The 25500-nt window shown below is 52.4% G+C and carries 21 protein-coding genes and 1 tRNA gene; 8 read left to right on the top strand and 14 right to left on the bottom strand.

Going from position 1 to position 25500, the window contains the following annotated elements:
* The first annotated feature begins 73 nt into the window (after positions 1-73).
* Both LMED105_RS05395 and cphA read left to right on the top strand, forming a co-directional pair.
* On the top strand, positions 74-2266 hold the full coding sequence (locus tag LMED105_RS05395; RefSeq protein ID WP_232222715.1) for an acetate--CoA ligase family protein: 2193 nt from the start codon (positions 74-76) through the stop codon (positions 2264-2266).
* A gap of 35 nt (positions 2267-2301) precedes the next feature.
* The gene (gene cphA / locus LMED105_RS05390; RefSeq protein ID WP_008249009.1) at positions 2302-4914 is read left to right on the top strand and encodes a cyanophycin synthetase; all 2613 of its coding nucleotides are present in this window, start codon (positions 2302-2304) and stop codon (positions 4912-4914) included.
* Here the strand turns inward: cphA and norR are convergent.
* Positions 4911-6479: a nitric oxide reductase transcriptional regulator NorR gene (norR, locus tag LMED105_RS05385; protein ID WP_008249007.1), complete on the bottom strand. Its 1569-nt coding sequence runs from the start codon at positions 6477-6479 to the stop codon at positions 4911-4913. The two genes, cphA and norR, sit on opposite strands and share 4 nt — an antisense overlap.
* Positions 6480-6705: 226 nt before the next feature.
* Between norR and hmpA the strand changes: the two genes are divergently transcribed.
* The gene (hmpA, locus tag LMED105_RS05380; RefSeq protein WP_040512476.1) at positions 6706-7848 is read left to right on the top strand and encodes an NO-inducible flavohemoprotein; all 1143 of its coding nucleotides are present in this window, start codon (positions 6706-6708) and stop codon (positions 7846-7848) included.
* A 13-nt stretch (positions 7849-7861) separates the two neighbouring features.
* Here hmpA and LMED105_RS05375 read toward each other — a convergent pair whose 3' ends face one another.
* Positions 7862-8293 (bottom strand): response regulator, encoded by a 432-nt coding sequence (locus LMED105_RS05375; RefSeq protein ID WP_008249004.1) that lies wholly within the window; start codon positions 8291-8293, stop codon positions 7862-7864.
* Between the two features lie 86 nt (positions 8294-8379).
* Positions 8380-8712 carry a BON domain-containing protein gene (locus LMED105_RS05370; protein WP_008249002.1) on the bottom strand — a complete coding sequence of 111 codons (333 nt, stop codon included), beginning with the start codon at positions 8710-8712 and terminating at the stop codon, positions 8380-8382.
* 185 nt (positions 8713-8897) lie between these two features.
* Between LMED105_RS05370 and LMED105_RS05365 the strand changes: the two genes are divergently transcribed.
* Positions 8898-9533: a response regulator transcription factor gene (locus LMED105_RS05365; protein ID WP_008249001.1), complete on the top strand. Its 636-nt coding sequence runs from the start codon at positions 8898-8900 to the stop codon at positions 9531-9533.
* A 15-nt stretch (positions 9534-9548) separates the two neighbouring features.
* Here the strand turns inward: LMED105_RS05365 and LMED105_RS16150 are convergent, their stop codons facing one another.
* Positions 9549-10874: a histidine kinase gene (locus LMED105_RS16150; RefSeq protein ID WP_156799555.1), complete on the bottom strand. Its 1326-nt coding sequence runs from the start codon at positions 10872-10874 to the stop codon at positions 9549-9551.
* 268 nt (positions 10875-11142) lie between these two features.
* On the opposite strand from LMED105_RS16150, the gene LMED105_RS05355 reads away from it, so the two are divergent.
* Complete coding sequence (locus tag LMED105_RS05355) at positions 11143-12558, top strand: HD domain-containing phosphohydrolase (protein WP_008248996.1); 1416 nt, start codon at positions 11143-11145, stop codon at positions 12556-12558.
* 20 nt (positions 12559-12578) lie between these two features.
* Positions 12579-13967, top strand: coding sequence for an HD domain-containing phosphohydrolase (locus tag LMED105_RS05350; protein WP_008248994.1), 1389 nt, complete (start codon positions 12579-12581; stop codon positions 13965-13967).
* A 13-nt stretch (positions 13968-13980) separates the two neighbouring features.
* Here the strand turns inward: LMED105_RS05350 and LMED105_RS05345 are convergent, their stop codons facing one another.
* Positions 13981-14418 carry a response regulator gene (locus LMED105_RS05345; protein WP_083797105.1) on the bottom strand — a complete coding sequence of 146 codons (438 nt, stop codon included), beginning with the start codon at positions 14416-14418 and terminating at the stop codon, positions 13981-13983.
* Entirely contained in the window at positions 14415-14672 is a 258-nt protein-coding gene (locus LMED105_RS05340) for a hypothetical protein (RefSeq protein WP_008248991.1), read from the bottom strand. The genes LMED105_RS05345 and LMED105_RS05340 overlap by 4 nt, the downstream gene beginning before the upstream one ends.
* 131 nt (positions 14673-14803) lie before the next feature.
* On the opposite strand from LMED105_RS05340, the gene LMED105_RS16145 reads away from it, so the two are divergent.
* Together LMED105_RS16145 and LMED105_RS05330 are read left to right on the top strand one after the other, a co-directional pair.
* Entirely contained in the window at positions 14804-17038 is a 2235-nt protein-coding gene (locus tag LMED105_RS16145) for a PAS domain-containing protein (RefSeq protein ID WP_198006798.1), read from the top strand.
* A gap of 83 nt (positions 17039-17121) precedes the next feature.
* Complete coding sequence (locus LMED105_RS05330; RefSeq protein WP_008248987.1) at positions 17122-18054, top strand: diacylglycerol kinase family protein; 933 nt, start codon at positions 17122-17124, stop codon at positions 18052-18054.
* Positions 18055-18089: 35 nt separating this feature from the next.
* Here LMED105_RS05330 and LMED105_RS05325 read toward each other — a convergent pair.
* The 8 genes from LMED105_RS05325 to trpA all read right to left on the bottom strand — a co-directional run bounded on the left by LMED105_RS05325 (position 18090) and on the right by trpA (position 25500).
* Positions 18090-18180 (bottom strand) — tRNA-Ser (locus LMED105_RS05325).
* 112 nt (positions 18181-18292) lie between these two features.
* On the bottom strand, positions 18293-19549 hold the full coding sequence (locus LMED105_RS05320; RefSeq protein WP_008248985.1) for an aspartate kinase: 1257 nt from the start codon (positions 19547-19549) through the stop codon (positions 18293-18295).
* 91 nt (positions 19550-19640) lie between these two features.
* On the bottom strand, positions 19641-21155 hold the full coding sequence (gene purF, locus LMED105_RS05315; RefSeq protein WP_008248982.1) for an amidophosphoribosyltransferase: 1515 nt from the start codon (positions 21153-21155) through the stop codon (positions 19641-19643).
* Between the two features lie 9 nt (positions 21156-21164).
* Complete coding sequence (locus tag LMED105_RS05310; RefSeq protein WP_008248980.1) at positions 21165-21656, bottom strand: CvpA family protein; 492 nt, start codon at positions 21654-21656, stop codon at positions 21165-21167.
* Positions 21653-22354, bottom strand: coding sequence for an SPOR domain-containing protein (locus tag LMED105_RS05305; protein WP_156799554.1), 702 nt, complete (start codon positions 22352-22354; stop codon positions 21653-21655). Before LMED105_RS05305 ends, LMED105_RS05310 begins: the two co-directional genes overlap by 4 nt.
* 17 nt (positions 22355-22371) lie before the next feature.
* On the bottom strand, positions 22372-23778 hold the full coding sequence (folC, locus tag LMED105_RS05300; RefSeq protein ID WP_008248977.1) for a bifunctional tetrahydrofolate synthase/dihydrofolate synthase: 1407 nt from the start codon (positions 23776-23778) through the stop codon (positions 22372-22374).
* A gap of 6 nt (positions 23779-23784) precedes the next feature.
* Positions 23785-24663 carry an acetyl-CoA carboxylase, carboxyltransferase subunit beta gene (gene accD / locus LMED105_RS05295; RefSeq protein WP_008248976.1) on the bottom strand — a complete coding sequence of 293 codons (879 nt, stop codon included), beginning with the start codon at positions 24661-24663 and terminating at the stop codon, positions 23785-23787.
* A gap of 24 nt (positions 24664-24687) precedes the next feature.
* The gene (trpA, locus tag LMED105_RS05290; protein WP_008248975.1) at positions 24688-25500 is read right to left on the bottom strand and encodes a tryptophan synthase subunit alpha; all 813 of its coding nucleotides are present in this window, start codon (positions 25498-25500) and stop codon (positions 24688-24690) included.

The raw sequence follows: 25500 nt of genomic DNA, 5'->3' as shown, positions 1-25500 counted from the left end.
TCAATGAGATTACCCCCTCAGTTCGCGAATTCGCTGATGTTACACCACTATTTCCAGCGACACGGAGTTAACATTGATCGAAAATCCAATCCTCGAAAACAAACCTGCCGACACCCATCTTATGACGCAAAAACGCCTTGTAATACTCCGAACCATGTGGCTTGATGGCCCAAATATCTGGACCTATCGAAGTTGCATTGAAGCGTTGGTGGATATTCAAGAACTGGAACAATTCCCTTCCAACCTGTTGCCAGGATTTTACGAGCGATTAACGGCTTTGCTACCCGGTTTGGTTGACCACCGCTGTGGAATTGGCGAGCCGGGCGGTTTCCTGCTGAGGGTGCGCGAGGGCACTTACGCTGCGCACATGCTTGAACACATTGTGATTGAACTGCACACGCAAGCAGGCCTTGAAGTGGGATTTGGCAAAGCCCGAATGACCAGCAAGGAAGGCGTGTACAAAATGGTTTTTCGCACCCCAGACCCGGTAGTGGGTATGGCTTGTCTGGAGGCAGGTGTGCGCTTGTTGCACGCAGCCATCGAGGGGACAGAGTACGATTTGCAGGCCGAGCTGAAAGTGATCAAGCACCACTGCGACATGCACGGCCTGGGCCCCAGCACACAACATATTCTTGATGCGGCTTACGAGCGTCGAATTCCGATTGTTCGCCTTAACGACGGCAATTTGGTACAGCTGGGCCATGGGAACAAGCAACAGCGCATCTGGACTGCAGAAACATCCAAAACCTCAGCCATTGCAGAAGGCATTGCCGCCGACAAAGACCTTTGCAAGGAACTGCTGGCGCAATGCGGTGTACCCGTTCCCGAAGGTGAAATGGCCAAAAGCCCTGAACACGCCTGGGGAATTGCACAGGACATCGGCGTGCCTGTGGTTGTGAAACCCGTTGACGGTAATTGGGGGCGCGGTGTATCGCTTGAGCTGACCAAAGAAGAGGATGTAAAAAACGCCTGGCCACTTGCAGACAAGGAAAGCTACACCGGCGTTATTGTTGAAAAATTCATTCGCGGAACTGAGCATCGGGTTTTGGTGGTGAATTACCAGGTGGCGGCAGTATCACGTGGTGAATTGGTTCATGTGATGGGCGACGGAAAGTCAACCTTGCAAGAACTTTGCAATCAGCAAATCAATACAGATCCTCGTCGTGGTGAATCGGAAATTTTCCCCTTGCGCCCGGTCAACGTTGAAAAAAATCCGGCCGTATTTCTGGAAGTACAACGCCAGGGATACACAGCCACTTCCGTGATTGCAAATGGCGTAAAAGTGCTGATCGAACGCAACAGCAACGCCTCGGAAGATGTCACCGATTTGATTCACCCCGAAATTGCACGCCTGTGCTGCATGGCAGCGCGCGTTGTAGGCCTGGATGTGGCGGGTATCGACCTCGTCTGCGAGCATATCGATCAGTCCCCCAAGGGCCAATCACTGGCGGTGGTCGAAGTCAATGCAGGTCCTGGCTTGCTCATGCACATCAAACCTGCGAAAGGTCAGGCACGCAACGTGGGCAAACCCATTGTCGAATCACTTTTCCCGGGTGATGCCAACGGTCGAATTCCAACCATTTCCTATTCAGGCGGCCCCGAAATTGACGGCTTCGGCCCCGAACTCACTGAAATTCTTGAAGATCAGGGACACAAAGTGGGCTTGGCCTGCGACCAAGGTTTGGTGATGAACGGCCGCACCATCAACAAAGCCCCCTCAGCAAACTGGCAATCAGGCCGCAACTGCCTGATCAACAAGAATCTGGACACCTTGGTAATGCAGGTCAAGGCCAGCACCATTCTGTCTGAAGGCCTGCCCTACGACCGGTCAAGTCTGGCTGTGATTACCAGTCTGGGTGCCATGGAAGGGCTGGAAGAATGGGACATTCTCACCAAGGAACAACACTTCAATGTGATGCGCACCGTGGTAGACCTGGTACTGGGCAGTGGCCACGCTGTTGTCAACGCAGACGAAGTCAGCCTGCTGCCTTTGAAGGACCTGTGTGACGGTAAGGTGATCTGGATCAGCAGCAGCGCCGACAACCCGATTGTTGCGGAGCACGTGAAAAACGGCGGCATGGCCGTTGTTTATCAAGACGAGAATATTCAGTTCATGGGCAATCGAGCCGAAGCCGAACAACGCAGCCCCATTCCGCTAAAACAGCCGCCGGTAAACCTGACAAAGGCGCTGGCTCTTGCAGCGGCAGGTTGGGCGATGGACGTACCGCACCACCTGCTGCGCGCCGATCTTCGGCAGCGCTATTAAACCCCAAGCTGACGCACACAACAGGTTGATAAATTATGAAAATTGAACGCATTCGCGCCTTGCGCGGCCCCAATTTGTGGAGCAAAAACACCAGCATGGAAGCCCTGGTGTTTTGCGAAGAAAACGAACGCCTTTATGATCGCTTTGCCAATATTGAAATGCGCGTTCGCAGCGCGTTGCCCGGCATTGGTTCGCTGCGAGCCACAGGGTTCGAGCAAAGCAATATAGCGCTGGCGCATATTTTGAGCCGTACCGCCTTGCGCTTTCAGGTTGAAGCTGGTTCGCAGGTGACTTTCGCCCATGTGGCTGACAACATTACCACCGGGTACTTTCGGGTGGTGGTGCAGTACGAGGAAGAAGATTTGGCGCGTGCGGCTTTTGAAGAAGCGCACCAACTTATTCTGGCGGCGCTGGCAGGCCATGATTTTGATGCAAATGCAGCCATAGAGCGCCTCAAAGAAATTTATGAAGACTGCAAACTTGGGCCCAGCACAGGCTCGATTGTCAATGCAGCACTGCGCCGGGGTATTCCCATTCGCCGCCTGACCCAGGGTAGCCTTGTGCAGTTGGGTTGGGGCTCCAAAGCGCGCAGAATTCAAGCAGCAGAGACCGATACAACCTGTGCCATTTCTGAGGAAATCGCCCAGGACAAAGACCTGACCAAAACCATTTTGTCTGCAGCCGGAATTCCCACACCCCGCGGCAAACTGGTTAAAACGTTTGAAGAAGCGCTGGAAGCCTTTCGCGAATTGACCAAGGCCACCAACAAAGGCGTGGTGATCAAGCCAAGCGATGGCAACCAAGGCAAAGGCGTGACAGTGAACATTGTGGACGAGGAACACTTGCGTGTAGCCTTTGATGCCGCCAAAAAGTACGGCAGCGGTGTACCCATCGTGGAGGAATTCATACCTGGTCACGATTATCGCTTTCTGGTGGTGGGTGACAAGTTGGTGGCTGCCGCACGTCGCGAACCTCCTTCCGTGGTTGGCGATGGTGCGCACACCATTGCCGAGTTGGTCGAAATTGAAAACCGCAACCCCCTGCGTGGTGAAGGCCATGGCAGCGCCTTGAGCAAACTTCGCCTCGATGAAATTGCAATTGCCCGAATCAAGAAACAGGGTTTCACCGCTGAATCTGTACCCGAGCAAGGTGTTAGGGTTGTCCTTCGTAACAATGCAAACCTGAGTACTGGTGGCAGCGCCACGGATGTTACCGACAACGTTCACCCCGCCATGGCCGAAATGGTGATTCAGGCCGCACAGCAAATTGGAATCGAGGTGTGCGGCGTGGATGTGGTGTGCGAGCGTGTGGACGAATCGCTTGAGGCCCAAGGTGGTGGCATTGTTGAATTAAACGCTGCACCGGGCTTGCGCATGCACCTGGAGCCATCAATCGGCAAGGGGCGCGACGTGGGTGCAGCCGTGATTGATCTGATGTTCAAGAAAGATGAAAACGGCCGTATTCCAGTAGTGGCCGTCACTGGCACCAACGGCAAAACCACCACGGTTCGCCTGATTGAACAAATCCTTCGCTACCACAATCTGCGTGTTGGTTTTACTGGCACAGAAGGTGTGGTCGTGAACGGACACTTGATCGACACCGGTGATTGCAGTGGACCTAAAAGCGCACACAAGGTGCTGGTTCACCCCGAAGCAGATGCCGCCGTACTGGAATGTGCACGGGGCGGCATGCTGCGTGAAGGTTTGGGTTTTGACATGTGCGATGTGGGCATTGTGACCAACATTGGCGAGGGTGACCACCTGGGTCTGAACTTCATCGACAGCGTGGAAGACCTGGCCTTGCTAAAAAGCGTGCTGGTTCAAAACGTGGCCCCCAATGGTCTTGCTGTACTGAACGCGGATGACCGCCACGCTGCGAACATGGCCAAACTCACCCCCGGACGTGTGCTGTTCTTCACCAGCAACCCGGACAACCCGATTGTGGCTGCACACAAAGCCAAAGGTCGCCCAGTCATTATTCACGACGGTCGCGTGATCAACATCAGTTATGACGACATGGAAAAAACCATTGACCTGATGGATGTACCACTGACCAACAACGGCTTGTTCACCTTCCAGGTACAAAATGTGATGTGTGCTGTGGCTGCCGCCTTGGGTCTGAACGTACCATTCAACACCATTCGGGCAGCGCTTGGCAGCTTTCAATCTACCCCCGACACGGTGCCCGGCCGCTTCAATTTTTTCAAGCACAAAGGGGGTTCAGTGATTGCCGATTACGGCCACAACCCGGATGCAGTGTCAACGCTGGTTAATACGCTGAAGAACATACCGGCCGTTAGACGCACCGTAGTAATTAGTGCAGCGGGCGATCGTCGCGATCAGGACATCACTGAGCAAGGTCGCTTGGTGGGTGGATTTTTTGATCACATTATTTTGTATGAGGACGCCTGCCAGCGCGGTCGCCCAGATGGTGAAACGCTGGCCTTGCTGCAACAGGGCATTGCACTCGCCTCTGGCGACAAGAAACCCTCGGTTGTCGAGGTGCGGGGTGAGTTCAAGGCAATTCAAATGGCCCTGGATGAAACAGGCCCGGACCACCTGGTGTTGGTATTGATCGATCAGGTCAATGAAGCCTTGCAATACCTGCAGGAAAACACCACAGGCGAGCCAGCACGGGCATCTGCCTAAAAACCAAGCCGCTTGAGCATGCGGTGAAAGTTGCCGGAATCGAGACCCAGCTGCCTAGCGGCTGCGGCTCGATTGCCATCCGTGTAATCCAGCACCTGCTGTATCAGATTTCTAGAAAAAGCATCTACAGCATCCCGATAAGGCATGCCTTCGATAGGGCCGGCCATTCCCATCTCCACAATAGTTGCCGGGCCTCGGGCAGTCACAGCGCGTTCTTGCTCAAGCTCGCTCAGCAGGTCAAGGTGCTCAAGTTCTACAGTCACCATGGGGCCAGGTTCATCCCGACGCGCTTTCAATGCTGCACGCCCCAATGTATGTTCCAGTTCCCGCACATTGCCCGGCCAAGGGTAGCGTTTTAATGCAGCCTCACAGCCGCGCCCCAGGCGCAAATTGCGCAAGCCCAAACGGCTACGGTTCTGCTCCAGAAAATAGCCTGCCAGCAATACCACATCATCCCCACGCTCGCGAAGCGGTGGAATGTGTAAAGGATAAGCGCACAGGCGGTGATACAGATCAGCCCTGAAACGCCCTGCCTTTACTTCAGCCGAAAGGTCCCGATTGCTGGCAGCCACGATGCGCACATCGACCCGGTGCTCTCTGTCGCTACCCACACGCTGCACCTGCCCGCTTTGCAGTACCCGCAACAACTTGGCTTGGGCAGAGGCACTCAGCTCGCCCACTTCATCCAGAAACAAGGTGCCACCGTTGGCCAATTCAAACTTGCCTTGACGATCGCGCTCTGCACCGGAAAACGCGCCTTTAACATGGCCAAACAGCTCGCTTTCAATCAACTGGTCGGGCAAGGCGGCGCAATTGATCACCACCAAGGGCAAATTCGCCCTGTCGGACATGGCATGCAAGGCCTGCGCGACCAATTCTTTGCCCACACCTGTTTCACCATGAATGAGCACAGCCAACTGACTGTTGGCAACAGTCAAAATTTCATGCTTTAGTTCGCGAATGGGCGTGCTGTCCCCAATCATTTCCCGACGAGACAATTGAACACCTTCCAACGCGCTCAGACCATTGCCGTCAGCCTGACTCAACTTCAGGGAAGTCGCGGTTCGATCGGTTTTCTCAGTCAGTTCGGCGACATGCACAACCGCTTCACCCAAGCGTGCAAACATGGCCATGGCGCGTTCAACTTTCACATCAAACACGCCCGCTTTCAGGGAGTCCAGCGTAATTGCTCCCCACAACTTGCCATTTACATGCAGGGCACAACCCATGCAGTCATGGACATTCAAATCGCCCGCATGCACGCCTTCGAGCAAACCGTCGTAGGGGTCGGGTAAGGTGGACTTGTTCGGAAAATGGGTCACGCCACGGTAAGTCACAATCGCATTCAGGCGAGGATGCTCGTTTAATTCGAAGCGGCGCCCCAGGCTATCGGGAGTCAAACCGCGTACGGCCAGCGGCTTTAAGGTCGAGCCCTCCTTTTTCAGCAAGGCGCACGCGTTGCCGGGCAATGCGGCGGCCAATGAATTGACATAGCGCAAGTAGCGAGTTGACGGATCCAGGTCGGCTCCAAGGTCTTCAATCACTGCCAACACAAAACTGGACATTTCCACGGCTAGCCGTCCTTATTGTACTTATAACAATTACTGTTTTAATAACAATATCAAATCGCTGTCAATTAAACAATGATTTGATATTTTTAACAAAACACATTTTTTCATATATTCAATATTTTCATATACTTAATAAAAATGTTAAGGCTGGCATGTATCTTGATAGTGTTTGTCACTGTGAAGCATGTACAAATTTACAATCGATCAGGAAGGAAAAAGCATGTCAGTCAGCACCGAGCAAAAACATTGGATCAAGGCAACCATTCCCGCACTCGAACAGGGTGGCGAAGCATTGACGACACACTTCTACAAACTGATGTTCAGCAAATACCCGGTTACGGCTACCTTTTTTAATCCGGCTCATCAGGAAAAAGGCACTCAACCTCGCGCCCTGGCCAATGCCGTGCTGGCCTACGCCAAACACATTGACAACCCGGCAGTACTCATGGGTGCGGTCACACTGATCGTCAACAAGCATGTAGCCCTGGGGGTCAAAGCCGAACACTACCCTATTGTGGGCGAATGCCTACTACAGGCCATGAAAGAGGTGCTGGGCGCCGCAGCCACACCTGAAATTATCGACGCCTGGGCAGCCGCCTATGGCCAGCTCGCCGATATTTTGATCAACGCCGAAGCAAACCTGTATGCCAAACAAGCCATGTCCACCGGAGGGTGGGAGGGGCAACGTGCTTTCACAATTGCCGCGAAAGAGCAAGAAAGCGAACTGGTCACATCTTTTTATCTGAAACCTTTGGATGGTAAACAGATTATGACTTTCAAACCGGGGCAATACATTACCCTGCACCTGAATGTAAATGGCGCAACTGTGATGCGCAACTACTCACTCTCAGACGCACCCAACGGGCAACATTATCGAATTTCGGTCAAGCGCGAAGAAGGCGGCGTGGTATCCAACCACCTGCACAAGCAACTGGCTGTGGGGGACACAGTACAGCTAAGCCCACCCTGCGGTGAGTTTGTTCTCGATGACAGCAAAGACCCCTTGGTGCTGATCACCGCCGGCGTTGGGTTGACCCCGGCCATTGCAATGCTGAAAGCAGCAGCAGGCCAACGCGAGGTGCGGTTCATCCACGCCTGCAAAAATGCCGCGCAACACTCTTTCAAAAACCTGACCGAGCAATTAAGTACCCAGCACAGCAACATCACAGCCGAGTACATTTATGAGAATCAGGATGGTTTGATTAAACACCAAACCATTGAGAAAAACCTGCCCAACAATGCACAGGTTTACTTTTTGGGTCCAGTTGGTTTTATGAGTGCAGTAAAGAACATGCTGGGCAAGCTGGGTGTGCCTGCCGAGCGTCAGCATTTCGAGTTTTTTGGTCCTGCACAGGCGATTTAAAACGGTTGGATGTTCAGAGTAACGAGCCTTTGGCGTTGCCCGAGGCTTGTTTCTGAACAAACTCAAGCAATTCATCAATTTGAAACGACTTGTCGAAGAAGGCCCTCGCCCCAAGACTCAAACAACGGTGTCGAATCACCAAATTTGAATAGTTGGAAAAAACGACAACACCAATCTGTCTGTCGGTCAAATCCAGATCATCCTGCAGTTTTTTCAGCACGCCCAAGCCCGTGCCAGACCGCAATTCCAAGTCAACGATCGCCAAATCTGTAGGGTCCACTCTCATGAAAGCCACTGCATCTTCCTCAGACTCCACACTGGCGACCACTTCAACACTGGGAATTTCGCTCAACATGGATTGAAGCATCGCCTGCAATTCAATCGAGTCCTCTACTAGCAACACACGCAATGGCACTTGCAATTGGTTTGTACAATTCTTTTTCATGGCGGGCACCTACAACGCCCCACTGGCGCAAAGCCAGCAGGGCATTGAGTTAAGGTCGGCTCAATCCGTTGGCTCTATCGCCAAGCTTACGACTTGGGCTTCAACTCGATCATATTGGAAACAGCTTTCACACCTTCCACCTGTTTGGCCAACGCCTCGGCGCGCTCAAGTTCAGCCTCGGTTCTGGCTTCACCCGACAACACCACCACACCTTGCTTGGTTTCTACATTCACACGCAAGGCACTTACGGTTTTGTCTTCCGCATGCTTGGCCTTTACCTTGGTGGTAATGGTGGCGTCGTCCACATATTGCCCCACGGCCTTCAATGGTTCTTTACCCTGCTCTGCTGCATACACAGGGCTCAACGCAGACAACGCAACACCAGAGGCGATCAAGGTTTGAGTGATCAATTTTTTCATGGTTGTACTCCTTCAAGGTTATTGAACTGACTACTGACAAGAAATCAAGATCAAAGGTATGTATTGATCAGGCTTCATGCGTTCAATACTACGGCGGGGCAAACCATTGATCTGTCCGACAAGGACGATTCGTTTGTAGGACCAGTCTGGCTTCCCCAACGGACCACAACACGAGGACTATTCAAATGATTCGATTGGCGATTGTTGATGATCATGCAATTGTGCGTGCTGGCTTTCGTGAAATGCTCAATGAAGAACTGGGCATGTGTATTCAGTTCGAAGCGGGTACCGCGCAAGAGGCCAGAAGCCTGCTGCGAGAGCACAACTGCGATGTTTTGATGCTTGACCTGTCATTGCCTGACGAAAACGGTATTGACTTGTTGCGCGCCGTTAAACAACGACATGAGAAGACGCAGGTCTTGGTCATCAGCAGTTTTTCAGAAGAACGCTATGCTTTGCCAATGATCCGAAGTGGTGCCAGCGGATACCTTTGCAAAGACTGCGACCGCAGCGACCTTGTCAACGCTATCCATACGGTGGCGCAGGGTCGACGTTATATCTCGGCCAACACAGCAGAACTGTTGGCCCGCGAAATGACCGGCGAAAGCGACAAACCAGCGCATCAGGAACTGTCTGAACGTGAAAGGCAAGTGTTCATGCGCTTGGTGAGGGGCGAAAGTGTGTCAGCTATAGCGCAGGTGCTTCACTTGAGCGTAAAAACAGTGAGCACCTATCGATCAAGGTTACTGGATAAGCTTGGCGTGAACAGCAACGCAGAACTGGCCACCTACGCACACCAGCACGGCTTGCTGCTCGACTAAACCACCTGTTCAAAATCAAACAGGCATTCGCACTTCAATGCGTGTGCCGCGTCCAGCTTGTGAATCAAGCAATAAATTGGCGTTAAACATCTGAGCACGGTGTTTCATGCCGGCAATGCCATGGCCATGCAGCTCAATGTTTTCTGTGTTAAAGCCACTGCCGTTATCAGCCACGCTCAGAATTACCATGCCCTGCTTCTCCTTCAGGCTCAACTCCACCTTGCTGGCCTTGGCGTATTTCCGAACATTCGTCAACGACTCCTGGGCCACCCGAAACAAGGCCAACGATTGTTCAGGCGACAAACTCAACTCATGCTCGGGAAAGTCCATCACCACAGACATGTCCATTTCAAACTGCTGCCCCAGTGAACGAAGCGCCTCAACCAGCCCCAAACCCTTGAGCAAAGGGGGTTGCAGGTCATCAACCAAACGACGCGTCATTGAAATAGTGCTTCCAATGTTTTCAATCAAACGAAGCATTCGCTCCTGAACAAGTTCATCGACCTGCGTACCCAAAGATCGGCGCAACCAGCCCGCATCCATTTTCGCAGCAGTCAATGCCGAACCCATTTCGTCGTGCAACTCCCTGGCTATGTGCTGGCGCTCCGCCTCTTGGGCGGTGGTCAGGTTGGTGGCCAAATTGCTCAACTCAAGCGTGCGCGCTTGCACCTTGGCTTCAAGCCGGCTGTTTTCTGTTTTCAACAACTCCTGAATTCTTGCACGCAAGGCCACCTGCCTCTGTTGCACCACAAACAGGCCAAGTATCAACAATAGCGACGCGACACCCAAGGCATATCCCACGTACTGAATTTTCTTGGCACGCGCCAAATACATATTCTCAAAATCCTGATGAACCTTCTCCCTTCTGGCTTTCAGTATCGCCAAGCGAACCCGGATTTCATCCATCAACTGTTTCCCAAGTTCACCATGCTCTACCGACAAAACCAAGGGAGCACCACCCCGGCTCAACATCTCACCGAGGTACTGAAACTTTGCATCCACCAAACGCTTCAAGTCTTGCAAATCGGCATAATCATCCGAATCAGGCGGAATATCAAAGTTCATGGATGCCATGAGCGGCTCCAGTCGCGTCGCTGTACTTCGGTAAGGCTCGAGGTACGCGTCGTTGCGCATCAGCAAAAAAGACAGGGCACTGGCTTGCGCATCAACCAACAACACCCACAATTGGTCGAGGCGATCGATGCGTTTTTGATTGAGCTCAGACATCGCCACCACCTCAGCATTCATTCGGGAATGGGTGTAAGTGATGCCCAACAAGGCAAGCACCATCGCGCAACCAAAGGCCAGTAGCCAATACGGACGGCTTTGACGGATTTGCACTTGCGCGGAACTAAAAACTCGTAATTTTGAATAAACCAAGCTTACCTTTGGACTGAGCAATAACAGAGACAGGTACCCTTTCAACTCCCTAACCTACAAAACGGTTGACCCCCCTACATCAGGCTACTACCCATCCTTGGTATTGATATTCACCTCATCAGCCGAAATTGACCATTTTTGACATTCTTTTCAAGCATTAAAAAAAGCAACATTCAACTACCATTTCCGGAAGTACCAATTTCTTCACCAGTGAAAGGCCACAACGCCAATGATCTCCGCCAGCCTCGCCGAAAACACATCCGGGCCGGAACCTGACACTGCAAACCAGGCAGACTCGCCAGCCAATCTGCTGTCGGAGTCGAGCTATGCAAGCAAAGATTTGAGTCCTGACGTAGTTTTGCTAATCGACGACGACCCCGATGTACTCATGGCCCTGCGCAAAGAACTGCGCAAGTTAAACCTCACTGTACTCACCTCGCTGGACGCCCGGGAAGGCGTATCACTGGCCAAACACCACAAACCGGGCGTGGTTATTTGCGATATACGAATGCCTGAATTGTCGGGCGTTGAGGTATTTGAAGCCATTCATCAAATTTCACCTGACTCCGCCCGGGTCATGTTGACCGGATTCAGCGAACTGGACACCGTGGTTTCCTCCATCAACCGCGGCCACGTGAATCGCTACCTGTGCAAACCCCTTGACGCTGAAATGCTTCAACTTACCCTGTCCGAGCTGGTGGGGCTGGCCCGTGTCAAGCTGGAGCGAATCAAGGCTGCACGCGAGTTGAATAACAGAGCGGCCGAACTTGAATTGCTCAACAGCTCGCTTGAACATTGCATCAGTGAACGCATTCGAGAGTTTGAACAAGCCAAGCTGTTCCTGGACATGTCCCGCAGGGAACAAAAAGCCCAGTACTTCAGTGCGATCAAAGTATTTTCTGGTCTCACTGAGCTGCGCTCTCCTCAACTGGGCGCACACAGCAAACGGGTGGCTGAACTGGCCCGCCTTATCGCAATTGAACTTGGCTGCGATCCAAACTATGTGAACGAAGTGTATATCGCTGGTTTGCTGCATGATGTTGGAAAAATCGGTCTGTCCGATGAAGCTCTTTTCATGCCTGTTGGTAGCCTGGGCAAGGAACTGCGCACTGAACTGATGACCCACTGCACCAAAGGTCAGGCCGTATTTGCAGGCTTGGCCGACATGGAAACAATCGCCACCATGATTCGGCACCATCATGAGCGTTTCGATGGCGAGGGTTACCCGGACGGGATTTTGAATCAGGTGATTCCAATTGGGTCGCGCATTCTGGCCGTTGCAGAAGACTACGATGAATTGCAACAAGGCTGGCTCGCGCCCAAAAAGCTTTCTGAAGACGAGGCGCTGTCATTTGTCATGAAATCTGGCGAAAGCCGCTACGACCCACAAGTGCTGCAAGCGTTACCACCTGCACTGGAAAAACTCCGGGCCGCCCCACGACTTGAAGAGCGCCTTCTGTCGGGCAGCGAATTGATGGTGGGTCAAACACTGTCACGCGACTTCATTGGCCCTGACGGATACTTGTGGCTATCCAAAGAAAAACTGGTGAGCAAACACTTTATTGATCAGGTCAAAGAATACGAAGCCACACATGGCAAATCGCAAAAAGTCTATGTATATCGCCTCAAGCGATCTGGCCGGTAAGGCACCCCGCGGAACACACCATGCACACTGAAGACACCCTCGACAAAGAGAGCAGCCCATTAATCCACGGATTCACGGGAAGCCTTAACCGGAACAAACCCTCCAAGCACAAAATCCTGTTTGTGGATGACGACTCCAACGTCATCAATTCACTACGCAAAGTATTCAGCCTTGAGCCTTACGACATTCTTTTCACGACCAACCCACGAGAGGCGATTGCACTCACTCGCAGGGAAAAACCGTCCGTGGTGATCTGTGATATGCGCATGCCCGATTTAAGCGGCGTAGACGTGCTGCAAGCTATTTCCGAATTTGCACCCCACGTCGGGAAAATCATTCTCACAGGCCATGCAGACCTTAACTCCTCAATTGACGCCATCAACCTGGGACAAGTCGACCGGTTTTTAAGCAAACCCTGCAAGGACGACACCTTGCGTCATGCCGTAGCGGAACTGATCGAAGTGTTTCAAATTCGGCTTGAAACCGAGCAAATGAACCAAAGCCTGGCCGAGAAGGTTTATGAACTTGAAAACTTTCAACAAGAGCTCAACACCAGAGTTGACGAACGCATGGATGAAATCAAGCAGGTTAATTCACTGCTGGACCAGTCCCGTAAAGACATCAAGCTGCAATACCTCAGCGCGATTCGCGTGTTCTGCAACTTTCTGGATTTACGCTCCCCTGCCTTGGCTGCACATTCACGGCGTGTTGCCGACCTTTCACGAATTCTTGCGCAACAACTTGGTCTTGATGAAAGCGAGGTTCAGGAAATTTACATTGCAGCCTTGCTACACGACATTGGCAAAATAGGTTTGCCAGACCGAACCCTGTTCACCCCCTTTGCAAGCCTTGACGGCGAAGCGCAAGCCAGCTTGCTCAAACACCCAGTGCGCGCCCAAACCGTGTTTTTAAGCCTGCCCGACATGGGGGAAGTCAGCACGATCATTCGCCACCATCACGAACGCTATGATGGTCAAGGATTCCCGGACGGCCTCATCGGCGCAAGCATACACATTGGAGCACGCATACTCGCTGTGGCTGAAGATTACGATGAACTGCAACAGGGTTGGCTGGCAGATCAAAAATTATCCGCCAAGGATGCCGCTCGATTCGTCAGCAATGCCTCGGGCCGACGGTACGACCCCGAGGTCATCCGGGCATTGCCGTCCGCACTGGAAGAATACGGCAGCACACCGCTTGAGCATGAACAAATGGTAAGCGCCAAGACACTGAAAATCGGCGCAGTACTTACACGTGATTTCACGGGCCCGGATGGATACCTGTGGGGCGCCAAAGACCAGGTGGTCAACGGCAGAATGATCACCAAATTCCGTGATGGCGAAAAGGTAATTGGTCATCCCATGAAAATTTACATCATGAAGCCAAAAGCACTGGCCGAGCGGCACTAAACAAGCACCATGATTATCCCAGCATGGCCTGCAATGCACGGCACAAGTCAGTACGGCGATAAGGTTTTCGAAGCAAAGCTAGGCGAGCATCGATGGAATCAAGGCCACTGATCACATCCTCGGCATAGCCCGAGGTCAAAAGAATGGGCAAACCCGGGTACATTTGACGGATTTCACGGGCCAACTGGGTACCAGACATGCCACCGGGCATGACTATGTCGGAGAACAGCAAATCGACGCGATCAAGGTCAGAAATTACACGCAAACACTCTCGAGCATTGTGCGCCGAGGTCACCTTGTAACCCAGGTCTTCCAGCAAGCACTCCACATGCTCGCGAACCATGGCATCGTCCTCCACCAACAAAATGTGTTTGGCACTACAAACGGCAGCACCTTGATTGGTCGAATTATTGTCCATGGCTGCACCGCTCTCCGTCCTTGTTTGGCTCATTCAAAGTCAGACTCTGACGTACAAGAAATCAGACTACGAATTCGCTGGATTATTTCCAGTTGTGCCCTGCACTCCGTGTCAAACCGCTGTAGCTTGAGTTGATCCAATCGTGAGTGCTCATTCATTTTTCCAAGCAAATCGTCCAGCTCAAGCACAAACGGCAGCATGGTGTTGTTTAGTTTGTGTACGTACTGAGAAAGCAACTGATTCACTTGCTCACCTTGATCCCCGCTGCCCGTTCCATCCGTCACCATGCCAATTACCCCTTGACTGCCTGTTAGGCGCTGACCATTATTTTATTGAAAGAGCCGCACCTGAACCAGCGTTTAAGCCCCCCCTACTCAATTGAGTGCACCCTGAACCATTCAAAATCGGCGATATGAAAATGGACAACAATCCCCTTTTACTGGAAGAGAATGCACTGCAAGCCTTGTCAGCACTGCCACAACCCATCTGGATATTTGATCCGGAAACCTTGCGCATCATATGGAACAACCCTGCCTGCGAAGAGTGGCTGGAAATAAGTGCTGCCGAATTGCAGAGCAAAACAATTCTCGATCTTCGCCCCCCTTCAGACCACCAGGCCCTGCGCGCTGCTTTGATTGCGTTTCAAAACGAAACCACATTTACATCGCAATGGACCCTTCAAAGCAAAACAAGCAAATCATTCAAAGCCCGTTTCCACTGGCAACGCTGCGCCCTGAATCAAAAAATACAAGTGTTGGCGACCATCAATGATGTCACCGATACCCACGAAACCCTGGCCAACCTGGACCGTGCAAAAAAATTGATTGATATCGCTGGTACCAAAGCAAAACTGGGCGGCTGGAGGATGAGCCTTGGCAGTGACCACGTGTCATGGACTCCCCAAACTGCCGCCATCCACGACGCCCCTTACGAGCCTGCGCCCAGCGCAGAGGAAGCCTTTTCGTACTACCTGCCCGCCTACCGCCAGAAAATTGAAAAGTGCTACACGGAATGCATCACGGAAGGAAAACCTTACGACGAAATACTCCAAATCAAAACACGATCCAATCGCATCGCCTGGGTCCGAGCCATTGGTGAACCCGAGCTTGATTCTCTGGGAAACATCATCGGCGCTCAGGGTGCATTCCAGGACATCACCGAACTGATACATGAAAAGAATCGCAACTCTGATTTGGAACAGCGACTGTTCTCAACCCTCGAGAACATGAGCGACTCTTTTTTCATGATCTCGACCCGATTCGACTTTGTGTACTTGAACCCTAGGGCTGAAAACCTGCTCAAAAGACGACGCGAAGACCTGATCGGCAAAAACATTTGGCAAGAGTTCCCGGAAGCGCGCAACACACCGGTGTATTCCCTGTATCAACAAGCCATCGATACAGGCAATGCCATCAAGGTCAAATTTTTCTACCCGCCTCTGGACACCTGGTTCGAAGTCAATGGATACCCGACAAGCGAAGGACTTGGCGTCTATTTTCGTGACGTCACCAACGAGGAGAACCAGCAACAAGCCGCGAAACTGCTGCATGAGCGATTCGTGCTGGTGTCCAAGGCCACCAACGATGTGATCTGGGATTGGGACTTGATCAAAAATGGGCTTTGGTGGAACGAGTCCATGAGCCGCGTGTTTGGCTATGAACTGCTGCAACTTGAACCTGGCCCTGAATCATGGACGACGCGTATCCACCCCGATGACAGTCAGCGGGTTCTTGAGAGCATTCATCAGGTTATCGATGGCACGGGAACACACTGGAGCAATGAATACCGATTCGCAAAATCAAGCGGAAAGTATGCTTTGGTTCACGACCGGGGGTTTGTCATTCGAGACGAACAGGGCAAAGCCATTCGCATGTTGGGCAGCATGCTGGACCTGACCGAAACCCGGGAACTGGAGGAGAAATTGCGTGAATCCCAAAAGCTGGAGGCCATGGGGCAACTGACTGGCGGAGTAGCCCACGACTTCAACAACCTGCTCACTGTAATCATGGGCAATGCTGAAACCCTGGCCTACAGGCTTAAAGACAATCCACAACTTCAATCACTGGCAGAAATGACCAGCAAAGCCGCAGAACGCGGGGCTGAACTCACCAGTCGACTGTTGTCGTTTGCTCGCAGGCAACCCCTGCAGCCCAAAACGGTTGATGCAGGGCAACTAATTCAAGATTCTCTGGCCCTGTTTCGACGGATTCTGCCGGAAACCATCGAAATCGAAGCGCCTGACACTGACGGTTTGTGGAAAATTGCAGTGGACCCCGGGCAACTGGAGGTAGCACTGCTGAACTTGGTCATCAATGGTAGAGACGCAATTCCACAAGCCGGCAAGCTTCACATCAGCGCATTGAATACTGAACTTGATTCGATACAAACAGATGCCAAAGAAACCCTGCCTGCTGGCCCATATGTCTTGATTTCAGTTCGTGACACCGGGCACGGCATGACGCAGGAAACCCTGAATCGTGCATTCGAACCGTTTTTCACGACCAAAGAAGTTGGCAAGGGTAGTGGATTGGGACTTAGCATGGTGTTTGGATTTGTGAAGCAATCCAAGGGCTACATCAAAATTCACTCAGCACCCAATTCAGGAACTTGCGTGGAACTGTACTTTCCCAAATTTGCCCCGGAGACGCCGTGATACGCAAAGGTACTTCAATTTGTTGATTTGGGATTTACAAAATCAGTTAAATTGAACTCACATCATTACGTAACAAAATCATTGTGATTCTTGTCATTGCCAATCCGAAATCGGGTTACCTGAAAACACACAACGCCGGGGCCAGCTTGGCCGGGATTCATTCAATTCTTGGCAACTCCGGCCATGTGGCGCTCACTCAAAATACGCAAGAACTTGAAAATGCCTTGCGCCATTATGAGTACAAACCACCCACAGTGATCGTGCCTTTCGGTGGCGATGGCACCGTTTCAGCAGTGTTGGGCGCCGCTGCCAAAGTTTGGGGGGAGCATGCGATACCAGCTATATTCCCTGTGCATGCTGGCACCATGAACATGATTGCCTGGGACGCCTACCCCAAAACTGCGCCACTGAAAGCACTGCAATGGTTGGTTGAGAATCAGGCCAGCACTCACCTGCACAGCACGCCCCGATATCCCATTAAAACATCTGGCCAGCAATATGGTTTTGTGTTTGGCTTCGGCGTCACTGTCAATTTCATGCACGCGTATTACAGCCTGGGTAGTGGCCCAATTGCAGCCACAAAATTGTTGGCCAAAATAGCGTGGGGAATTATTCGGCGCAGTCAGTTCGTGGAAAATCTTTTCTCCACAGTCAAGGGGCAGCAATCTCGCGACAATGCCACACCACAAGGGTTCGCATGGCAGGCCTGCCTTGCGCTCAGTATTCAGTGTTTACCGCTGAGGTTTCGTGTGTCCACAAGCGGCGGCCCGCTCGCCAATCAAGACATGTGCCTGATCGCGGGTGTACCCAATAAACTGGCGCTGGTAGTTAATTTGCTGAGAATTTGGTTGGGTAGGATGCCGCACAGTGTGGGCGTAGAACGCAGCACTATTCACCGCATTGATTTTCAATTCGATTCACCCACAGCCTGGCAACTCGATGGCGATGTGCATGCACCCCTGTCGTCAATACGAATCAGCAGCGCCCCGGCAGTGCAGTTTGTAGCCATGGAATAAAAAAAGGGATCCCGATTGGGATCCCTTTTTCATTCTGGCGGAGACGAGAGGATTTGAACCTCCGATACCCTTTTGGGGTATGCTCCCTTAGCAGGGGAGTGCCTTCGACCACTCGGCCACGTCTCCAGAAGGCCGAATTATACACGGTTTCGGCCAAAATGTTGAATGCTGGCGCAAATCGCTTTCAAGCAAATTGCACCACATTCCCATCAGTTAAAACTCAACTCAAACTCCCAGTTCAAGCTGCCTCTTTTTCCAAACCGAAGGCCTTGTGCAGCGCACGAACTGCCAATTCCATGTACTTGTCGTCGATCAGCACCGACACCTTGATTTCCGAAGTAGAGATCATCTGGATGTTAATGCCCTCTTCCGACAAGGTTTTGAACATCAGGCTGGCCACACCCACATGTGAGCGCATGCCGATACCCACAATCGACACCTTGCACACATTGGTATCGCCCGCCACTTCACGTGCACCCACGCTACCCTGAATCTTGTTTTTCAACAGATCCATGGTTTTGTTGAATTCATTGCGGTGTACGGTGAACGTGAAATCGGTGGTGCCATCCGAACCCTGGTTCTGGATGATCATGTCCACGTCGATGTTGGCCTCAGCAACCTGACCCAAAATTTGGTAAGCCACACCGGGCTTGTCAGGCACGCCACGGATGGTCACTTTTGCTTCATCACGGTTGAAAGCGATACCGGAAACAACGGCCTGTTCCATATGTTCATCTTCCTCAAAAGTAATCAGCGTGCCAGACACTTTTTCTTCGTCCAGCGACATCATCGGATCGGTCAAGCTGGAAAGCACACGGGTGGGCACGCGGTACTTGCCCGCAAATTCAACAGAGCGAATTTGCAGAACCTTCGAACCCAAAGAGGCCATTTCCAGCATTTCTTCGAAACTTACAACACGCATGCGGCGAGCCTCGGGCACCACGCGAGGGTCGGTGGTGTAAACACCATCCACATCGGTATAAATCAGGCACTCAGCTGCACCCATGGCTGCAGCAATTGCCACAGCTGAGGTGTCAGAACCACCACGACCCAGCGTGGTTTGGTTGCCAGCTTCATCAATGCCCTGGAAACCGGTGATGATCACCACCTTGCCAGCGTTCAGCTCGGCTTTTACGCGCGTGTCGTCAATCGATTCAATGCGGGCCTTGGTGTGGCTGCTGTCGGTTTTAATGGGCACTTGCCAACCCGAGAAACTGATTGCGTCCAGCCCCTCAGCCTTCAAGGCCATGGCCAGCAAAGCGACTGAAGCCTGCTCACCGGTGCAACACAACATGTCGAGTTCACGGGGATCAGGCTCAGCCTGAATTTCCTTGGCCAGGCCAATCAAGCGGTTGGTTTCGCCAGACATGGCCGATGGAACCACCACCATTTGAAAGCCCGCGCGATGCCACTTGGCGACACGCTTGGCTACATTCTTGATACGTTCTGTGGACCCCATGGAGGTGCCACCGTATTTATGTACTATCAGTGACATAGTCAGATCGCCCTGCACAAATAAAAAGCGCGAACCATTTCGCGCTTTTAAATCAATCAGTTGAACATTTTACCTGAAATTTTCGCTGCACTTATTGATTCGCGGAATAACCCAGATTCATTTGCAATCCGCCCGACTCCAATACCTCGGGATGTTTGCGCATGTATTCCAGACGATCGAGGTATTCAGTGGTGACATCGCCAGTGATGTACGACCCATCAAAACAGCTGGCATCGAAGGTTTGAATCTTTGGATTCAAATCACGAACGGCGCGCTTCATGTCTGCGATATCCTGGTAAAACAAGGCATCTGCACCGATCTCGGCACAAATTTCATCATCTGTACGACCAGAGGCAATCAGCTCATCACGCGTGGGCATGTCAATGCCGTAAACGTTTGGAAAACGCACGGGTGGCGCTGCCGATGCAAAAATCACTTTCTTTGCACCTGCTTCGCGGGCCATTTGTACAATTTCCCGGCTGGTTGTACCGCGCACAATGGAGTCATCCACCAACAACACGGTTTTACCCTTGAATTCAACAGAAATCGCATTCAACTTCTGGCGAACGCTTTTCTTTCGTACCGCCTGCCCAGGCATAATAAACGTACGGCCAATGTAACGGTTCTTGATAAAACCTTCACGGTAGGGCACGCCCAACTGATTGGCCAATTCCAGTGCAGCTGGACGGCTAGAATCAGGAATGGGCATCACCACATCGATTTCGCCGGCAGGCATGCTTTTACGAATTTTGTCAGCCAGGTATTCACCCATTTTCACGCGGGCTTCGTACACGCTGATGCCGTCCATCACGGAATCGGGACGAGCCAAGTACACATATTCGAAAATACAGGGGTTCAGCGAAGACTTCTCTGCGCACTGCTGCGCATACAACTTGCCGTCAAGGTCGACAAAGACAGCCTCACCCGGCTCAATGTCACGCACAAACTCAAAGCCCATGCCCACAAGGGCCACGGATTCGGATGCGAACATGTACTCGGTACCCTGCTCGGTTTCAGCTTTGCCCAAAGCCAAGGGGCGAATACCGAACGGATCACGGAAAGCCAGCAAGCCATAACCTGCAATTTGAGCCACGCAGGCATAAGCACCACGGGCACGCGCATGCACGCCGGCCACTGCGCGGAAAATCGTGACTGGATCAAGGGAGTAGCCCGAAGCATTGGACTGCAATTCATGCGCCAGTACGTTCAGCAACACCTCGGAATCAGAATTGGTATTGATGTGGCGGCGATCGTTTTTGAACAATTCAGCTTTCAAACGCTCGCTGTTGGTCAGGTTGCCGTTGTGAGCCAATACCAGGCCGTAAGGCGCGTTCACGTAGAAAGGCTGTGCTTCATCTGAGCTGGCAGCCGAGCCAGCTGTGGGGTAACGCACATGACCAATGCCCATATTGCCGGGCAATGAACGCATATTGCGGGTGCGGAACACGTCTCGCACCAAGCCATTGCCTTTGGACATTGAAAAAGAATTGCTGTGTGCCGTGGCAATACCCGCAGCATCTTGGCCACGGTGTTGCAACAACAGCAAACTGTCGTAAAGAATTTGATTAACAGGAGAAAAACCGGCAATACCGACAATCCCGCACATTGAAAGCTCCTAGTAGCGCACCCACTTGGCCACACTTTCGGGCAAATGCGGTTTGATTTCTCTCATCGCATCCACTGCCAAAGGGGACAACATGGCATTTCGCCAAAATGGCTGTTCCGGAAGCGAGGTGAAACCTGCCCCAGTAACCAGCACCAAAACAATAAATAAACCACGCGCGAAGCCGAACGTAGCACCCAGGCCACGGTCCGCAAAACCCAAACCAGCTGCCGCAACAATTTTGCCCAGCAAAGAAATCAGAATTGCCCCCACCAACATGGTTGCAAAAAAAGCAGCAGCGCACCCTATCAGCGCTTTCATGGGCGGGCTCAGCGACTCAGCCCAGTCCATGTAAACAGCGAGGTCTGCGCCATAGCGGTTTGCCACCCAGAAGGCCAGCACCCAGTTGGCCAGGGACAGCACTTCTTTGACCATGCCACGAAACAAACCCAAAATAACCGACAGCACCACCACGGCGATGACGATGTAATCAAAAATTGTCACTGCACCACTCTCCCTGCGGAGTAACCTGCAGCAGCCAACTTGGCTTTGGTTTCATCGGCTTTGGCTTGGCCTGCAATTGGCCCAACCCTGACCCGGTATACGGTGCCATTGCCAGTGCTGGTTGATTCAACCTTGGCCGGAAAACCCTTGCCACTCAATTCCTTACTCAGCGCATCTGCGCGTAGCTTGTCGCTGACAGCAGCCACCTGAACCCAGTACACCTCAGCTTTTGCAAACGCAGCAATCGGATCTTCAACCTTAGGCTCAACCTTAGGCTCAACCTTAGTTTCTGCTTTGGGTTCTGGCTTGGGTTCGGGCTTGGGTTCGGGCTTGGGTTCGGGCTTAGGTGCAGGTTTAGGTGCAGGTTCAGAAACTACAGGTGGCGGTTCTACGGCAGGTGCAACTGGTGCAGTCGCCAAGGCCTGTTCTTGGGTAGACTGGGGCGCTTCAATCTTTGGCTGTTCGGGAACCTGTGCCGCCTGCGCAGGAATTTCAGCGGAAGGACGATCGGGCACCACCAACTCGACATCGCTGCTGGTTTGGGATGGTTCGTTTTCAACCAAAGCGGGCACAATGATGATGGCTGCCAGAAAAAGCGCAATGGAGCCTACCAACCGCCTTCTGGACCTGCGTTTCAACTCATCAACCGGATCGTTGTTGACTTTGTTCCTGGCAGTAGAACGCGAATTTGAACTCACCTGCACTCCTGAAAAAATTAACCGGGACGTTTTCGAAGCGCTTCTTTGGCTTGCATGGCCTGCGCCACAACCAGGAAGGATCCAAAAACCAGAATTCTATCATTGGGTGGCACCGCAGAAGTGACCACCGCATACGCTTGACCCACACTCTCGTAGCTCTGCACGCTTTTTTCCGGTGGCTGCTTCGCAATACCACCTTTGGCCAGTGCCTGGGAATTAGCAACCCAGTCAAATGCCCCTGCATCCACGCCAGCCAGTTCAAGTTGCTGCTTCAACTGTTCCGTGCTGCGCCCTCGGTCGCCTTCCAGTGGCACCAAGTGCCAGTGGTCAACACGGTCTTTCAATGCCTTTACAACTTCCACTGCATCTTTATCGGCCAGCATGCCGAAAATACAATGGGTGTAAGGAAAAAATCCCATGTTGTCGAGGCTCTCGCGCAAATGCGCAGCAGCGTGGGGATTGTGTCCAACGTCCAAAACCACCGTGGGTTGACCCGGCAACACCTGAAAGCGCCCAGGCCATTCCACCAACAAAAAACCTTGTCGAATTGATTGTGCCGGAACCGGCAAACGATCCCGAACTGACTCCAGTGCAGCCAAGGCCGCCGAGGCATTCAACAACTGGTTGGTTCCGCGCAATGCCGGGTAGGCCAGCGCTGCACGACGCATGCTGCGCCCGCCGTAAGCCCATTGCTGCTTGTCACCGCTGTAGTTGTAATCGCGCGAAAACAGCCAAAGGTCAGCACCTATTGAATTTGCATGGTCAATCACGCTTTGTGGCGGCTTTGGGTCGCCAACAATTGCAGGCTTGCCCGGCCGAAATATGCCGGCCTTCTCACGACCAATGCTTTCGCGATCAGGCCCAAGAAAAGCCTGGTGATCAATATCTACGCTGGTGCAAATTGCGCAGTCCGCATCGAAAATATTGACTGCGTCCAGTCGGCCACCCAAACCCACTTCCAAAATGACCGCCTCCAGATCGAGGCGAGAAAACACGAGTGCCACCGCCAGCGTGGTGAACTCAAAGTAAGTCAGGGAAATGCCGGTTGCAACGCGGGTCTGCTCTACCTTTTCAAATGCAGAAATCAGCTCAGACTCAGACACCTCCTCGCCATTGATACGGGCCCGCTCAGTGAAGCGAATCAAGTGCGGCGAGGTGTACATACCCACCTTGTAGCCCGCCTGAATCAGAATACTTTCCAGCATGGCGCATGTGGAACCTTTGCCGTTCGTGCCTGCCACGGTAAACACCACGCCCTTCAGGGTGAAGTTCATGTGTTGCTGAACCACCTTCAAGCGATCCAGCCCCATGTCGATCGGCTTGCTGTGGATTGATTCCAGGTAGGCCAGCCAGTCATTCAAACTGGCATCGGCGTTGGGTTTACCTGGCTTGGAAGATTTCGGTTCGGGTACTGCTTGAGTCATGAGTATTCAGGCCGCTTGGTCAATCTGTTTTTTCATCAACAGCGCCAAGAGGCTGGCCAGGGTTTTTTTCATTTCACGGCGATCCACGATGCAATCCACTGCACCCTTTTCCATCAAAAACTCGGCACGCTGAAAACCTTCAGGCAAGGTTTGGCGCACAGTTTGTTCAATCACGCGTGGACCGGCAAAACCGATCAAGGCTTTGGGCTCTGCCACCACCACATCGCCCAAAAACGCGAAGCTGGCGGAAACACCGCCCATGGTTGGGTCGGTCAACACGGAAATATACGGAAGCCTGGCCTGGCTTAACTTGGCCAGCATAGCCGAGGTTTTTGCCATTTGCATCAGCGATCCCAAACCTTCCTGCATACGCGCACCGCCAGAGGCGGCAATACTGATGAACGGAACGTTGGCATCCAGAGCTGCCTGCACACCACGACAAAAACGCTCGCCCACCACAGAACCCATGGAACCACCCATGAATTCAAATTCAAAACAGGCAATCACCACTTCAACGCCATTCATCGTGCCTTTCTGAACCACCAAAGCGTCGGTTTCGCCTGTGGCTTCTTTGGCTTCATTCAAACGGGCGGTATAGCTTTTGCTGTCCTTGAATTTCAGGGTGTCCATGGGCAGAATTTCCTGCCCGATTTCCACACGTTCATCGTTGTCGAACAACAAATTCAAACGCTCCCGCGAGCCGATGCGCATGTGATAAGTACAGGATGGACACACCATGGCATTGCTGACCAAATCGTTTTGGTAAAGCACGGCATCACAACTTTTACATTTCGCCCAAATACCTTCAGGAACGCTTTTCTTGGCTGCATCACCCGGAGTTTTTGATGAAATGCGTGGTGGAATTATTTTGTCAAACCAGCTCATTCACTTTCCCTTGCTGAGGTGTTTTTATCGTGCGCCGAACTTGGAATCAAGCGCGGCGCGAATTGGGGCAATGAACTTGCCCGCCAAAGCGGCTGCCTCTTGTGGGCTGCCTGCTTCCAGAGTTTGAATCAGGGCGGAACCGATGACAACTGCGTCCGCAGACTCAGCGACTCGGCATGCAGACTCGGCATCGCGAATACCAAAGCCCACACCCACCGGCACGTCAGTGAATTTGCGAATGGTAGGCAACTTGGAGCTCACTTCGGCTGCATTCAGGTTTTGTGCACCGGTCACACCTTTCAATGAGACGTAATACACATAACCACTGGCTGCCTTCGCAACTTTTTCAATTCGCTCGTCAGACGACGTAGGAGCCAACAAGAAAATGGGGTCCAGTTCAGCAGCGCGCAAGTACTTGGAAAACTCCAGTGATTCCTCGGGCGGATAATCCACCACCAGCACACCATCTACCCCGGCCTTTTTCGCCTCTGCAACATACTTTTCCACACCCATGCGCTCAATCGGGTTTGCATAACCCATGAGTACGATCGGTGTATGCTGGTTGGTCAGGCGAAACTCAGCCACGTAATCGAGAATTTTGCGGGAAGTCACCCCTTTCTCGAGCGCGCGTTCGCTTGAACGCTGAATGACCGGGCCATCGGCCATGGGGTCGGAAAACGGCACACCCAACTCGATGACATCGGAACCCGCATTCGCCAAGGCGTGCAACATGGCCACAGTCTGGCCTGGGTCTGGATCACCGCCGGTGACGAAAGGAATCAGGCCTTTGCGGCCCTCTTCTTTTAATTTTGCAAATACTGCTTTGATTCTTGACAT

Origin of the sequence: Limnobacter sp. MED105 (assembly GCF_000170915.1) — a bacterium.
Taxonomy (GTDB): Bacteria; Pseudomonadota; Gammaproteobacteria; order Burkholderiales; family Burkholderiaceae_B; genus Limnobacter.
The sequence above is the reverse complement of the archived record's forward strand: the minus strand, read 5'-3'. Positions and strand labels throughout refer to the sequence as shown.

Coding starts and splice junctions, on each gene's coding strand:
- LMED105_RS05350 (WP_008248994.1), top strand. CDS start 12,579: ATGCACACTGAAGACACCCTCGACAAAGAGAGCAGCCCATTAATCCAC.
- LMED105_RS05345 (WP_083797105.1), bottom strand. CDS start 14,418: ATGAGCCAAACAAGGACGGAGAGCGGTGCAGCCATGGACAATAATTCG.
- LMED105_RS05370 (WP_008249002.1), bottom strand. CDS start 8,712: ATGAAAAAATTGATCACTCAAACCTTGATCGCCTCTGGTGTTGCGTTG.
- norR (WP_008249007.1), bottom strand. CDS start 6,479: ATGTCCAGTTTTGTGTTGGCAGTGATTGAAGACCTTGGAGCCGACCTG.
- purF (WP_008248982.1), bottom strand. CDS start 21,155: ATGTGCGGGATTGTCGGTATTGCCGGTTTTTCTCCTGTTAATCAAATT.
- LMED105_RS05320 (WP_008248985.1), bottom strand. CDS start 19,549: ATGTCACTGATAGTACATAAATACGGTGGCACCTCCATGGGGTCCACA.
- hmpA (WP_040512476.1), top strand. CDS start 6,706: ATGTCAGTCAGCACCGAGCAAAAACATTGGATCAAGGCAACCATTCCC.
- cphA (WP_008249009.1), top strand. CDS start 2,302: ATGAAAATTGAACGCATTCGCGCCTTGCGCGGCCCCAATTTGTGGAGC.
- LMED105_RS05340 (WP_008248991.1), bottom strand. CDS start 14,672: ATGGTGACGGATGGAACGGGCAGCGGGGATCAAGGTGAGCAAGTGAAT.
- LMED105_RS05365 (WP_008249001.1), top strand. CDS start 8,898: ATGATTCGATTGGCGATTGTTGATGATCATGCAATTGTGCGTGCTGGC.
- LMED105_RS05355 (WP_008248996.1), top strand. CDS start 11,143: ATGATCTCCGCCAGCCTCGCCGAAAACACATCCGGGCCGGAACCTGAC.
- LMED105_RS05375 (WP_008249004.1), bottom strand. CDS start 8,293: ATGAAAAAGAATTGTACAAACCAATTGCAAGTGCCATTGCGTGTGTTG.
- folC (WP_008248977.1), bottom strand. CDS start 23,778: ATGACTCAAGCAGTACCCGAACCGAAATCTTCCAAGCCAGGTAAACCC.
- trpA (WP_008248975.1), bottom strand. CDS start 25,500: ATGTCAAGAATCAAAGCAGTATTTGCAAAATTAAAAGAAGAGGGCCGC.
- LMED105_RS16145 (WP_198006798.1), top strand. CDS start 14,804: ATGGACAACAATCCCCTTTTACTGGAAGAGAATGCACTGCAAGCCTTG.
- accD (WP_008248976.1), bottom strand. CDS start 24,663: ATGAGCTGGTTTGACAAAATAATTCCACCACGCATTTCATCAAAAACT.